The organism is Limosilactobacillus reuteri (assembly GCF_020785355.1).
Lineage (GTDB): Bacteria > Bacillota > Bacilli > Lactobacillales > Lactobacillaceae > Limosilactobacillus > Limosilactobacillus reuteri_I.
In genome coordinates this window covers 118,100-132,565 of the sequence record NZ_JAJGVH010000082.1, presented here as the reverse complement: position 1 = coordinate 132,565, position 14,466 = coordinate 118,100, and the positions used below count along the sequence as shown (strand labels likewise).

The window sequence follows — 14,466 nt, the reverse complement described above, 5'->3', positions numbered from 1 at the left end:
GTACACTTCCGTAAGTAGGAAGTTGCACAGAACCTTTTTATAATTAAGACATAATCAAAACAAGTTCTCTACCAGAAAGGAAAATTACTATGACATTATTAAACCTACAACACGTTCAACGCGTCTATAATCCTAACTCTGCTAATCCAGTAATGTCCTTAAAAAATATTACCTTTAAAGTTGAAGAGGGAGAGTATGTTGCAATTATGGGAGAATCTGGTGCTGGTAAAAGTACCTTATTAAATATAATTGCAACTTTAGAACAAGCAACTAACGGACAAGCAATCCTTAATGGCCAAGATCTCCGGCAGCTTTCCAAGGACGACGCAGCACGATATCGACGGGAACACCTCGGCTTTGTTTTCCAGCATTTTAACTTACTTGATAGTCTCTCAAATCGCGACAACATTTACTTACCACTTGTTCTAGCAAAAACTTCGGTAGCAACAATGGAAGAACGGATTAAGCCCTTAATTGATCGCTTACGTATTAATAAAATTATTGATCGTTTTCCCAGTGAAATTTCTGGAGGACAGCAGCAAAGAATTGCCATTGCACGGGCGTTAATTACCCATCCTGACCTCCTTCTCGCTGACGAACCTACTGGAGCTCTAGATTCGAACACCAGTAACGAAATTCTTGAGCTCTTTGATGAAGTTAATGCTAACGGTCAAACAATTATTATGGTTACGCACAGTGCCGCTGCTGCTAGTCATGCTAAACGCACACTCTTCATTAAAGATGGCCGAATCTATCATGAACTCTATCGTGGTGACCTTTCCCTTAAAGACTACCAACAAAAAATTAGTCAGACAATGATGACCTTAACGAATGGCGGTGAATAATGATGCTCTTTTTCAAACTGATTAATTCAAGTTTTAAGCGTAATCTTAAAGTTTACATCCCTTACCTCATATCAATGACAATGCTAGTCGCTATTAACTATATTTTTAAGGCAGTTGAAATTAATCGCAGTCTTAAAGATTTGCCAAGCGCGGCGGTTACTAAAGCATTAATGCAAACAGGATCAACTTTTATTATCCTTGTAACACTTGCGTTTATGATCTATGTTAATCGCTTCTTATGGCAACAGCGCCAACAAGAAATGGGTCTTTATAGTATGCTGGGGATGACGAGACGTAACTTACAAGTGCTAACAATGATTGAAAAGTGCTATCTTTTAGTAATCAGCCTTTTTCTTGGAACTTTATTTGGGATTATTTTTGATCGACTCGCTTTTCTTGGCTTTGCTCATCTCTTGCAAATCGATCATTTATCTCAACCTTGGATTGAATGGGGCGCGGTGATAAATACAATCGTCATCATTGGTGGCTTTTTCTTAATTTTAATGGTCATTGATCTGATCAAACTATTCCGGCTAAATCCAAATGAATTATGGCATCCCCAACAAACTAAAATCGCGCGTCATGGTAAGTTCTTTACTTTTGCCGGACTTTTGGGTGTTGCAGTCCTTGCCTACGCCTATTATCTTACAATTACGGTTAAGCCGCGGATATCTGCTTTAACAACATTCATGACTGCCGTCTTCTTAGTTGTGATTGGAACATACCTCATTTTTATTGCTGGTAGCATCATTGTCCTTAAACTCCTGCAAAAAAACAAAGGATATTACTATCGCCCTCGCCACTTTATCGCGGTTTCCGGAATGTTACAACGGATGGAACAAAATGGTGCTAGTCTTGCAACAATTTGTTTACTCTGTAGCTCTGTCCTTGTAATTTTATTTACATCTTTAACTATGTATGCCGGCATTAATGATACGGTCAATTCTTATGCCCCACGCGACCTTACAATTATCACCTCACAGAAACTTACTGCACAACAAGAATCGACCATCAATTCTGTTGCCAAAAAACACCATGCTCACCTTAATAAGCCCGTTACCTTTACAACGAGCGCTCCACAATACGGCTACTGGGAAAATAATCGCTTCATCAACCAGGGTGATTTACAGGATATGACTAATCAAACTACCAATACGGTCATTACCATGTCGACAGCAACTTATAATCGGATTGCGGATAAACATGTTAAATTAGCAGCAAATAAGGCTTTGATTTATTCCCCTGCTAAAGAACATCGTGGTACTTTACAGATTGGTTCGCAAAAATACCAAGCTACTCCTATCCATGACTTTAACTACTACTTCAATCCAAGTCACGCTATTTATTCACCAATTTTTATAATCACCAATAAACTTCCGACAAACACTGCCACAATTAACTTCACAGGAATTAATTATCGCTTAAACGGCAGTAAGAAAGCTCATCTTAACTTTGAAAATGATCTTCAAGCCCAGCTTCACTTGCCAAACCAAGCATATTCTTCCCGGACAAATCTTCGTAGTCAGTTGACCAGTCTCTATGGCGGAATCGTCTTTTTAGGAATTCTCATTAGCTTTGCCCTAGGAATCACGACAACTGTTGTAATTTACTTTAAACAAATTACTGAAGGTTATGAAGATCAATATCGCTTTAAGACTATGCAACAAGTTGGTTTAAGTGAGAAAGAAACAACCAAGAGTATTCATAGTCAAGTACTGATGGTCTTCATGTTGCCAGTAGTTGGTGCAATAATTAATCTTTGCTTTGCGATCCCTGCAATTCGACAAATTCTAATTCAATTTAATTTCTATAATGTTCGATTGATGGCGATAATTGCCGTATCAATCACTCTTATCCTTCTATGCCTTTACTTTGCTATTTATGGACTTACTACCAGAATGTACCGTAAAATTGTTGAGCAAGGTTAAATACTATAAATTGACATTTCTTATTTTAACGGTTACACTTTAATTACTATAAATAAGTACGGCCGATAAATAAGGAGATGTCGTTCATGATTCTTATTAACACCACCATCATAGAAAAACTTACAAGCTGTTGCTAAACTATTCACGACAGATTAAACTGCCCTTATTTAGGCGTGATTAATCTACGGTATGTTTAGTGACAGTTTTTAGTTTAATTTAGATTATATCGAGGTGATTTCATGACGGCCGATCCATTAAGAATAGGAATTCTTAACTTAATGCATGACAAAGTAGATACTCAACTGCGATTTACAAAAGTACTTTCTGAGGGACCCTACAATGTTGATGTACAATACTTTTACCCGCAAACACACTATACTTCTCGCCCTGTCCCTGACCTTGTTCAAGAGATTTCCCAGCCTTTAGATTTAAAACAAGTTGCTACAATGGATGCTTTTATTATCACCGGTGCGCCAATCGAACAACTTACATTTGAAGAAATTACGTATCTTGATGAAATTCATCAACTGATTGACGTATTAGTTGCCAATAACATTCCGCAACTTTACGTGTGCTGGGGAGCGATGGCGGCTGCTAACTACCTTTATGATATTCCCAAATTTCAATTACCTGAAAAAATTTTTGGAGTCTTCCACAATTATTTGCGCGCGCCAGACCCCCTCTTAAAAGGATTACCTGATGGCTTTCTTGCTCCCCATGCTCGTTATGCCGAACTTGATATTGACAAGATTATGAAAGATCCACGATTAGTTATTAATGCTGTGACCAAAAACAACTTCCTATTCTCGTTCCGCGCTCGAGAAAAGAACCAATACTTTCTTTTCTCTCATCTTGAATACGGAAAGGATGCCCTTCTAAAGGAATATTTGCGAGAACGGAATGCTAATCCCGGCGTTGAGTATATCAAGCCGCAAAACTACTTTCGCGATCCGCTTCATATGAAAGATCCCGAATTTAGCTGGGCAACTACCCAACGAGTGTTCTTTGATAATTGGCTTCATTCAGTTGCGGACCACATAGCTACACAACAATTTGTAAAGGAGTAATTAATATGACGAAAATCACAAATTCAATCGTAAATTTAATCGGTAACACTCCGATTGTTAAGTTAAATCGCGTTGTTCCTGAAGATGCAGCAGACGTCTATGTAAAACTTGAATTCTTTAATCCTGGTGGTTCAATTAAGGATCGGATTGCTCTTGCCATGATTGAGGAAGCAGAAAAAGCCGGTAAATTACAAGCAGGTGGTACAATTGTCGAACCAACCTCTGGAAACACTGGTGTTGGCTTAGCCATGGTTGCCGCTGCCAAGGGATACCATCTTGTCATCACCATGCCAGAAACAATGAGTGTTGAACGTCGGAAACTCATGCAAGGTTATGGAGCCGAACTTATTCTTACTCCTGGTACCGACGGAATGAAGGGTGCAATTGCAAAAGCAGAAGAACTAGTTAAAGAAAAAGGCTACTTTATGCCAATGCAATTTGATAATCCAGCAAATCCAGCAATTCACGAAGAAACTACAGGAAAGGAAATTCTTGAAGCATTTGGCGATGATATTCCTGACGCATTTGTTGCTGGTGTTGGGACTGGGGGAACACTTACTGGGGTTGGTTATGCATTGAAAAAAGCTAATCCTAATGTTCAGGTTTACGCTCTTGAACCAGCCGAATCTCCAGTATTAAAAGAAGGAAAAGGTGGCAAGCACAAAATTCAAGGGATCAGTGCTGGCTTTATTCCGAAAGTTCTTGATACTGATGTTTATGACGGAATCCTCGAAGTTAAGAGTGATGACGCAATTGCGATGGCACGTGAAGTCGGTCATCAAGAAGGAATTCTTGTTGGTATCTCAGCTGGTGCTAATATCAAAGGTGCGATTGAAGTTGCCAAAAAGCTTGGTAAGGGTAAGCAAGTTATTACTGTTGCTCCTGATGGCGGTGACCGTTACCTTTCAACAGAATTATTTAATTACTAAAAATTTAAAAAGGAAAGAGACTAAGATATTTTTAATCTCTTTCCTTTTTTCTATTGACCGCGACCTTACGTCATTAGCTACACTTGATAGTATGAAAGGAGTGGTCAATATGTATACGACTGGTCAATTAGCAAAAAAATGTAATGTTTCAATCAGAACAATCCAATACTATGACCGCCGTGGGTTACTTCATGCTAAACGAACTGAAAACGGATTGCGCCATTATAATGATCAAGACCTTAAACAACTTCAAGAAATTCTAATTTATAAACAACTAGGATTCAGCTTAAAAGATATTCAACAGATTATTAATGACACTGACAATAATATTCTAAAAAGCCTAATTGTTAACCAACGAAGAAAACTCAAGCAGGAAATTAAAGACGCTTCAGAACAATTAGCAAGTCTATCTCAATTAGAAACTTTTTTGAATAAACATTCTGATTTCCCAGGAAATATCAGTCAAAGTATTTTTGACAAGATCAAGAAAACAAAGAAGTTAAAACAGTTACGAATTAAATTATTGCTTATTGGTAGCATTATCGACTTCATTCTCTGGGGTAGCATTCTTTACTTTCTTTTTTATCAAGGAAATTTGATATGGTTATTATTAGGAATCCTTATTACAATTGCTTTAACTTGGTATATTGCTATAAATTATTACCATCATACTTGCTATATTTGTCCTCATTGTTCTCACCAATTTAGAGTTTCGTTTAGTAATTGGCTTTTTGCACGTCATACCCCTAACACAAGGTATCTTACATGCAATAAGTGCCATCAAAAAAATTATTGTATTGAAGAATGTTATTAATGAAAAATGACCAAGAGCACATAAAATTCTGCTTCTTGGTCATTTTTCGATTCTTTATAAAATTGGTGAAAGCAACCGCGAGAAGTATTGCTTGAATTTCCGCCATTTTGATTGATTAGCAAAATACTCAGGAGTAAGTAACGTACTCTTTTTCATGTCATTTTCAAAGTCTTGCTTTAACTGCGCTGTTAGTTTTTCATTGTACGCAAATGCATTGACTTCAAAATTAAGTCTAAAGCTACGGTAATCCATATTTGCCGAACCAACAGAAGCAATGTTGCTCCCACTAACCATCGTCTTTGAATGAATAAAGCCATTATCGTACTTGTAAACTTTTACCCCGTTGTTCACTAAGTATTTAGCATAATATTCCGTTGCCCGATAAACAAATGGATGATCAGGCATGCATGGGATCATAATTCGGACGTCAATTCCACTTCTTGCGGCAATTACTAATGCTTCCAGCACTGAATCTTCTGGAATAAGGTATGGCGATTGAATATAAACATATTTTCGTGCCGAACTAATAATTGATTCATATCCCCGTCTAATCGAATAATTTTCATTATCCGGCCCAGAAGATACGATTTGCATTGGGACCTCATCTGGATCGCCATCTGGTGCAACCAGTTCAAAATTCTTAAATTCTTTTTCAAGGTCAATTTTCTTTTTATGAGTTTTTCGACAGGTTGTATTCCAGTCCATTGCAAACCGCACTGTCATCATCATCGTTGCTTGTCCGACGACACGGAGATGGGTATCACGCCAATAACCAAACTTAGGATCTTCGCCAAGGTATTGATCACCGATATTGAATCCACCAATGTAACCAATCTTGCCATCGATAATCGCTAGTTTACGGTGAAGATGATAGTTTAACCGTGGTGTTTGAAAATAAGCTTTGGCAGCGGCAATAAATGCTTGCGCTTCTCCACCCAACTCTTCTAAATGCTTAAAAAATTTGAAAGTAGTTCCATGAGACCCACTTAAATCATAGAGAACACGGACTTTTACTCCTCGTGCAGCTGCATCTTCTAAGGCTGCCAACACCCGCTTCCCTAGATTATCAGCATAAAAGGAATAGTATTCAATATATACATGATCAGTTGCATGATTTATATCGTCAATTAACTTATCAAACTTCTTTTTCCCATCAATAAATACGTGAACTTTATTATTAAAGGTTACTACTGAATCATTCAAACTCAAAAAAAGGTTAACCAACTGACGATCACGCGACAACCGGCTTCCTTTTGGCATTAATTCATGTTCTTCACTTAATTTTCGTTGCTTTTCAAGATATTTAGTCCGTAATTGTTTTTGTTCATCTTGAATACTAAATATCTCATCATGGGATAATTGTCGTCCCACAAAAAGATATAGGATAAATCCAACTACTGGCAAAATAGTTAAGACTAATAGCCAGGCCCAAGTTGATGCAATATCCCGACGACTACGAAAAACAGTCCATACTGCAAAAGCAATGTTAATCAACCATAGGACTTCAATAATGCGGCGAATAACATCCCATGTCCAAACAATATCCATAATTTAATAATCTCCCTAGTAGTATTACTGATTCATTATAGCCATTCTTTGCTTACTTTTCAGCAGGTTCAGAGATTATTTTCGGTAAAAACGACGAAGAGCAAAAGATAACCCGATCGCTAAAAGTCCGTACACTGCACCTACATAGCCAAGCATCGTTAAATTAGCAAAGTTAACAGTAGTCGAAGCCGTGAAAGATCCAAGTGAAATTCCAACATTAGCGAAAATCGAAATTAACGATGTTGCTAAAGCTAATGACTGCGGATATTCTTTTTCCGCTACACTAATAAATACCAGTTGAATAGTTGTTCCATATATAATTACAACGACACAAAGAGCTGCTAGAACAAGCATTCCCGTGATCTTATTTCCTAATGCAATCCCAAGAATAAGACTTAAGATTGTCATGAGAATAAAGACAAATGGTAATTTGTGAACCCCATTATGACTCGCAACGATTCCAGCAATTTCATTACCAATAATACTCATTACCCCTAAAAGAAGCAGCAGCCAATTTAAACTAGTTAAGCTAAAGCCCATCACAGTAGTAATTAGCGGTCGAACATAAGTATAGAAAGTATACTGGAGACTTAAGACAGCCACCGTGATTCCAATTCCTAATAAAACGCGGTGATCTTTTAATAGTGCTAACTGTTCTAAAATGCTCCCTTTAACTTGAGGTGTATCACGAGGAGTAAGCCAGGCTAACAATGCAAACACAATTAATGTTAATCCCGAAATGATCCAAAAACTATCGTGCCAGGAAAGTAATGTTGCGATGGTTGTACCAAGCGGAACCCCAATGACCGACGCAATACTAAAACCTGCACCGACCCACGCTAGAACCATTGGCCGCTTGTCCATTGGTGTAATTATACTAACTAGCAAGTTAATTAATGAAATAATGGTTCCAGCAACAGCGGCAGTAATAATTCGCGCAAATAGGAGCCAGCCAAGTGTTGGTGCCATCGCAGTTAAAGTATTACCAATAAAAAAGACGGTCATTAATAGCATAAGAAGCTTATATCGATTCCAATTGCTAGTTAAGGTAGTAATAATTGGCGTACTAATCGCATAAACTCCTGCAAAAGCTGTCACCAAAAAACCAACTGTAGAAAGTGGAACATGATAACTCCGTGCAATATCTGATAAAACCCCCACAACCATAAACTCATTACATCCCAGCATAAATGCAACAAGAATAAAAGTGAACGATCGTAATTTAGCGTGCTTCACAATAAACCTCCTTTTAAAACAAAAAATTTTCTGGAAAAGGTCAATCCAGAAAATTATAAACGTTTAACAATTAATTTCCAATAGTTTTGAACTATTTAACTTAATAAAGTTGTGATTGATAAGCAGCATGGGTTTTATCATCAAAGCAAACCATCATTACTTGATCAACATAATTGGCAGTAGGAAGAAAATCTTTAATCGTCTTAATCGCAATTTTTGCTGCCCTTTCAAGCGGAAAGGCATACACTCCTGTACTGATAGAAGGAAAGGCAACCGTCCGACATAAACATTTATCAGCCAACAGTAAGCTATTGTGATAAGAATTGGCTAACAATTGATCTTCCCCATTATCACCACCATGCCAAATCGGTCCAGGCGTGTGAATAATAAACTTGGCTGGCAAGTTAAAGCCGCCAGTTATCCGCGCTTCTCCCGTTGGACATCCATGAAATTTTTCACAGGCGCCATATAACACTGGACCCGCTGCTCGATGAATCGCACCATCGACACCACCACCACCCATTAAAGTTGTATTAGCAGCATTAACAATTGCGTCAACTTTTATTTTGGTAATATCTCCTTTGATTACGTTAATTTGTGGCATTATTTAGCCCTTCTTTCTTTAAATTGCGGAAATAGCCAAATTAATTCTGTAAAAGCAATACTTTTAATTGCAACCACAAAGCCAATCCCAAAATCACGTCCGTTATTATAGCTATCAGAAATATTGAAACGGTAATCATTTATCTTCATCAATAAGACAGAGATAATAATGAGTGTTATTATCATTCCAACTTTCTCTTGTCCTTTAACCTTCTTCCAATCACATTTTGATATCAAATAGTAAACATTTAATAATGCTATTCCAACAATAACACCTAAAACGACTCGCCAAATTGAACTAAGAGAAGTAGTTTTTACTAAGCCAATTGTCTGAAACAAGAAATAAATGCATGCAAGAAAGTTAATAATATATGAAATAGTAAAAGTATTATCTTTCTTAGCATTCATAGTGTGCTCTTCTTTATAGTTATTTATCATTTCATGATCCTCCCGTAATAAATCATCCAAACTAACATGGTAGAGATCACTTATTTGAACCAACATAAAAATATCAGGATAACTCCGACCATTTTCCCAACTAGAAATTGTTTTACGCGAGATCAATAATCGTTCTGCTACATCCTGCTGAGTCCATTCTTTTTGACGACGATATAATTTCATTTTATCGGCAAATTTCAATAAGTTCTCCTACCTTCAATTAAATTTATTTCCCGGGAAATTAACTATGTTTAAACTTTATCGAAGAAGACGATATTTGTCACGCTAAGAATCATAGCAAACAAAAAGGCTGGAGAAACTTCCAACCTTCTGTAAATCATTAAATTACCAAATATGAACCCGATCTTCTGGTGCCCGGTACATTTCATCACCAGGCTTAATGTCAAATGCTCTGTAGAAGTCATCGAGATTTTCTGCTTGAATATTAGCACGTAATTTTTGCGGTGCATGAACATCAATTGAAAGCAGTAATTGCATGTACTGTTCCGTTGCCTTCATTCGCCAAATAGTTGCCCAGTTAATAAAGAATTCTTGGGCATTGAAGTCAGCTTCAGTTTTTGCCGCTTCAAGTGCACAACTGAGGCCTCCTGCATCGGCAATATTTTCAGAAACCGTGAGCTTCCCGTTTACCTTTTGCCCAGCAAATGGGATCCCATCGAACTCATCAATCATCTTTTGAGCTAATTGCTTAAAGTGTGCAGAATCTTCATCTGTCCACCAGTTATTAAGATTTCCAAACTCATCAAATAATGACCCGTTGTTGTCAAAAGCGTGGGAAATTTCATGGGCGATTACTGCGCCGATTCCACCATAATTTTGGCTGCTGCTTTGTTTCAACGAGTAGAACGGTGCCTGTAGGATTGCCGCTGGGAATACAATGATATTCTTAAATGGGTGGTAGTAAGCATTGACTGTGGCCGCACTCATTTCCCACCGCATCCGATCAACAGGTTTATTCCAACGACTGAATAATTCTTTATTAGCCGTCACTGTTAATTGATTTAGGTTTGCAATCAATGATTCCTCTTCATCAACCTTAAATTGATCATAAAGAGCAGGAATCTTATCTGGATACCCAACTTGAATGCCCAGTTTATCAAGCTTGAGGATAGCCTTATCACGGGTATCCTTACTAAGCCATTGATTATTGGTCAAGCGTCCCTTATAGACTTTAATCATTTGCTCAACCATATGGTGCACGTCTGCCTTGGCTTGCGGTCCAAAGTACTTCTTCCCATAATAATCCCCAGCTACTTGGCTAAACATGTCACGTGCAAGATAGAACGCAAATTTACGCTGACTAACTGGTTTCTTGCTTCCAGAAAGTGCTCGACCATAACGTCCATTGATTTCACGCATTTCATCATCAAGGTAACTAGCATTTTCACGAATAACACGAATTAATGCCCAGTTTTTAAAGAGCTCAAAGTTATCTTGTAAGATCTTATTCAGGGCCTTAAAGTATTCCGGCTCTGTCACAATTACTTTTTCCGGTTCTTCCCCAACTAACTGCTTAATTATTGTCGCAATATCAAGTTGGTCAGTCGCACTGGCTAGTTCTGCAACCGTTTGTGGATTATACATCTTACTATAATCAGCCGCTTCTTCTGCACTCTTTACATTTGGCGCAAGAAGGGCATCGAATTTGATTGCATCATCAATAATCTTTTTTGCTTCTTCTTTGCTATACCCCAACTTATCCATCAAGGCTTCCACCATTGAAGACCATAGTTGGAGTAATTGATCGTGCTGAGCCTTCTTTTCTGCTTCATAGTAGCTTTTATCAGGTAAAATGAGCGACGGTGATGAGGCAAATAAAGCATAAACAGTCGCATTCTTCATATCAGCGTCAATATCAAAACTAATCGGTGAAGGCATCCCCGCTAAAATCCAATTCTTCCATTGAGATTGGTAATCTTCATATGAATTAAGATTTTCTACACTTGCCAACATCCGTTTAAGCGGTTGTGGGCCAACTTTCTTACGCCAATCAAACTTTTTAGCGAGGCGATATAGCTTAATCATCTCATTAAAACGCGAATCCTCAGACTTTTCCTTCCCTTCTGCATAGGCATCAAAGTCATCCATCAGTTGCTTGTCAATCTCATCAACAAGGTCATTGAAGCCCCCGGTAGCTGGCTTATCATCAGGAATCTTCGCCGTCTTTAGCCATTCCCCGTTTACTGCTTCGTATAAGTCGTCTTTAATTAGTTCGTTATTCACTGCCATGTGCAGGGCCTCCTTAAAAGGTTACATTACTTACTATTATACTATGCCTACTATAAATTCACGTAAATTTGCTTCAATCTATAAAAGGACTTAATAAAGTTTTCCGGGCACTTTCTGAAAACCATGAGTCATGTTGCATCATTAATTGATTTACTTCCTGGTAACTGCTTAAGTCAACCTTGCCCTTAATCAATCCAGCAATTTGGAGCTGCCGAGCAAATTGAACATCTGCGGACTGGAGAACATTTCGAAAGATCGGCTGTTCATCTGGATCCCACCGTTTATTAAGAAGACCAATTGCTCGCTCATATTCTTTGCTATGGGTAAGTACCTTTTGCATGGCCTGTGGATTTAAAATTGTCGTCATCAATTATCCCCTCATTTCTAATACTCTTCCCGGTGGCTCTTTTACTGATAATTGATTAGCCTTTGTCATCATTAGCCAATAAACATTTTGATAATGATAATTATTGATTCGTTCCTCTCCCCACCCATCAGTAATAATGATAATTATGCGATTTCGTTTAGTTAGGTGGTGCAGATGGAGATAGTCAAAAACACATTGAAAACTTGTACCCCCGCCACCAGTTCGGCTAAAATCAAGTTTTTTACCATCATGGAGTTTTTGTTTGGCAGTCACCCGGGCATCAAACGAGTAAACGTTAGCTGTCAGTTTCGTTTTCTTAAGCATCTTTTCAAGCGTCGTTAGTGTTTGAACGATTTCTTGATCGGTGACTGATCCGGAATTATCAACAAAAATGTCAACAGCCGGATCCAATCTCGTAACTTTGCCAGGCAAATCCATTCGCAATGGTTGCCGGCGATTAAAGCGCGCATGCGAATTAACTTGTCCTCGTGCAATCAACCCAAACTGATGCCTAAGAACCTGCCGCCAATCAACTATTTTGGTTTGGTGCGCTTTTTGCAACTGTGCTTTTACATTTCCTGGTAATAAACCGCGGTCTCGTTGCGGGGTTTGCTTCCAAGAACGATTCAAAATCCGCTTAATATTCGCTAAGCGCACGACCTGATTGCTGACCTGTTGACTTGTCTTAGGTTCCTGCCAGCCGTTATGAGTATCGGCTGTTTTAACCTTATCTGCCGTTGCATTTTCCTTTTGTTTGCTGCCATTCAAATTAAGGCCTAGCTGATGTAGTTTTTCTTGTTGTTCAGCAGGTAGCTGTTCTAATATATTGAGATAATCCTGCGAATCTAATTTTGGCATTAGCTTTTGACGAAGAACCTTTTCCAATTGGCTAAGGGTTACTGTTCCCTGGGGTGGCTCAGTTAAATACTGGTTTACCGCTACATCGGTTGCAATCTGGACTAAATCTTGATGAGGATAAGAAGCATAACGTAATGGATGCATCCAGATAAGATGAAGGGCTTCATGTTCTAATAAGCTTTGAAGTTCATCATTACGAACGTGCGCCAACTTTTCCGGATTAATAACCAGTACAAGGCGATTGTCTTCCCACCTCAATCCCATCATTGCGGGTAACTGTAAATCATTCTCTCGTGGAAGCTGTAACAACACCTCACCAAAAAGGCGCTGTTTTTGAAGGATGCTAATAATTGCCGCCCTAATCCGTTGTGCGGATGTTACATGACTATTGTTTCCACCGTTTTGCCGTAATCGTGCCCGAAAGTCACCTAAACTCATCGATTATCACCACGCGTCGCAACCTCCGCAAAATATTGATAAAGTTGCGCTACAGGGCCTTGGGGATGTTTGATGGCTTGCTCATACATTACTTGCAAGAGGTCAACGAAATCTTCACCAACTGTTTGAACAATCGCATACTGCCCATCCTCACTAACTAATTGGAGATACTTAATAAATAGAGCTGCCTCTTCTTCAGATGCCAGCTTAGGACTTAGCCATGACCGTAATACTTGAATTTTGGTTGCTTCATCAGCATTTTCAAACTGCTCCTTGCCATCTTTGGCGTCCTTCAAGATTTCCACTGTAAGCTCTTGACCCTGTGCAAGGACAAACTGAGCAAAGGCCACCCCTACTTCATCACCTAAGTCACCACTAAATATATCAGCAGCAAGTTCTTTTTGCGTTTTCTGATCTAACGCCTGTAATTGATCAAGATTGCGGGAAACTCTTTCCCAAGCACGTGGCGTGGGAGCCAAATCTTCATTGTTCGGATCAATAACTAATAATTGTTCAGGGTATTGCGTAAGATAGGCGGAAACAAGGTCATTAATTCCAACGATCTTGGCCCATTTTAACCATTCAGCCGTCGAACTCGTCATTACTAAACGAACTGTCCGATCTTTAATTGCAGCATCCCCAGTCGCAACACCATATTCACGATCGTTAAAACCTGCCATCGTAGAATCAGGATTCTCCGCAATAATGATCTGCACTGTGGAAGGCAACCGCAAAGAATTAATCTTTCGTTGAAGGACCAGGTTCATTAATTCACTTTGAACAGCTTGCGTTCCGCGATTAAATTCATCTAAAAACCAAATAATTGATTGATTAGGATGGACCTCAGCATACTTAATAATGCTGATTAAAGTTTCAGAGTAACCGAATTGTACATTTGCAAGACGGCCGTAATTTTTCGTTTCAACAAAGGATTCACTAGTCAAGGGGGGAACCGGAATGGCAAGGTCTCCTTTTTCGCTTAAGCTGACAACCGTAGTAAATAATGTCGCATTCAGATTAGCAGCAATTTCACGAACTAAAGCAGATTTACCGATCCCCGCATCCCCGACAATATTCGGAACATTACCCGCGTCGAGAACAACAGGAACTGCCGTTAATAGTTGTTGATAAGTTAGCGCCATTAT

The 14,466-nt window shown here is 38.7% G+C and carries 13 protein-coding genes; 5 read left to right on the top strand and 8 right to left on the bottom strand.

From position 1 onward, the window contains the following. Positions 1-89: 89 nt before the first annotated feature. From LMB56_RS09280 to LMB56_RS09260, 5 genes are all read left to right on the top strand, one after another. Positions 90-845: an ABC transporter ATP-binding protein gene (locus LMB56_RS09280; protein WP_229284111.1), complete on the top strand. Its 756-nt coding sequence runs from the start codon at positions 90-92 to the stop codon at positions 843-845. After that, positions 845-2,773 (top strand): ABC transporter permease, encoded by a 1,929-nt coding sequence (locus LMB56_RS09275; RefSeq protein WP_229284110.1) that lies wholly within the window; start codon positions 845-847, stop codon positions 2,771-2,773. Before LMB56_RS09280 ends, LMB56_RS09275 begins: the two co-directional genes overlap by 1 nt. A gap of 239 nt (positions 2,774-3,012) precedes the next feature. Continuing rightward, the gene (locus tag LMB56_RS09270; RefSeq protein WP_102816510.1) at positions 3,013-3,840 is read left to right on the top strand and encodes a homoserine O-acetyltransferase/O-succinyltransferase family protein; all 828 of its coding nucleotides are present in this window, start codon (positions 3,013-3,015) and stop codon (positions 3,838-3,840) included. A gap of 5 nt (positions 3,841-3,845) precedes the next feature. Continuing rightward, positions 3,846-4,769 carry a cysteine synthase A gene (gene cysK / locus LMB56_RS09265; protein ID WP_229284109.1) on the top strand — a complete coding sequence of 308 codons (924 nt, stop codon included), beginning with the start codon at positions 3,846-3,848 and terminating at the stop codon, positions 4,767-4,769. Positions 4,770-4,878: 109 nt separating this feature from the next. Beyond that, complete coding sequence (locus LMB56_RS09260) at positions 4,879-5,583, top strand: MerR family transcriptional regulator (RefSeq protein ID WP_229284108.1); 705 nt, start codon at positions 4,879-4,881, stop codon at positions 5,581-5,583. A gap of 54 nt (positions 5,584-5,637) precedes the next feature. Here the strand turns inward: LMB56_RS09260 and cls are convergent, their stop codons facing one another. The 8 genes from cls to LMB56_RS09220 form a co-directional block, all read right to left on the bottom strand. Continuing rightward, positions 5,638-7,131: a cardiolipin synthase gene (gene cls, locus LMB56_RS09255; RefSeq protein ID WP_078009850.1), complete on the bottom strand. Its 1,494-nt coding sequence runs from the start codon at positions 7,129-7,131 to the stop codon at positions 5,638-5,640. A 75-nt stretch (positions 7,132-7,206) separates the two neighbouring features. Further along, positions 7,207-8,367 (bottom strand): MFS transporter, encoded by a 1,161-nt coding sequence (locus LMB56_RS09250; RefSeq protein WP_163622292.1) that lies wholly within the window; start codon positions 8,365-8,367, stop codon positions 7,207-7,209. Positions 8,368-8,467: 100 nt separating this feature from the next. Next, positions 8,468-8,971, bottom strand: a complete 504-nt coding sequence (locus tag LMB56_RS09245; RefSeq protein WP_229284107.1) for an O-acetyl-ADP-ribose deacetylase — start codon at positions 8,969-8,971, stop codon at positions 8,468-8,470. Then, a complete protein-coding gene (locus LMB56_RS09240) occupies positions 8,971-9,609 on the bottom strand; it encodes a helix-turn-helix domain-containing protein (protein WP_229284106.1) in 639 nt (212 codons plus the stop codon). Before LMB56_RS09240 ends, LMB56_RS09245 begins: the two co-directional genes overlap by 1 nt. Before the next feature lie 144 nt (positions 9,610-9,753). Next, entirely contained in the window at positions 9,754-11,658 is a 1,905-nt protein-coding gene (locus LMB56_RS09235) for a M13 family metallopeptidase (RefSeq protein ID WP_229284105.1), read from the bottom strand. Between the two features lie 73 nt (positions 11,659-11,731). After that, on the bottom strand, positions 11,732-12,025 hold the full coding sequence (locus tag LMB56_RS09230) for a hypothetical protein (protein WP_019251966.1): 294 nt from the start codon (positions 12,023-12,025) through the stop codon (positions 11,732-11,734). A gap of 3 nt (positions 12,026-12,028) precedes the next feature. Continuing rightward, a complete protein-coding gene (locus tag LMB56_RS09225) occupies positions 12,029-13,321 on the bottom strand; it encodes a vWA domain-containing protein (protein ID WP_229284104.1) in 1,293 nt (430 codons plus the stop codon). Next, positions 13,318-14,463, bottom strand: a complete 1,146-nt coding sequence (locus LMB56_RS09220; protein ID WP_229284103.1) for an AAA family ATPase — start codon at positions 14,461-14,463, stop codon at positions 13,318-13,320. Before LMB56_RS09220 ends, LMB56_RS09225 begins: the two co-directional genes overlap by 4 nt. Positions 14,464-14,466: the final 3 nt, after the last annotated feature.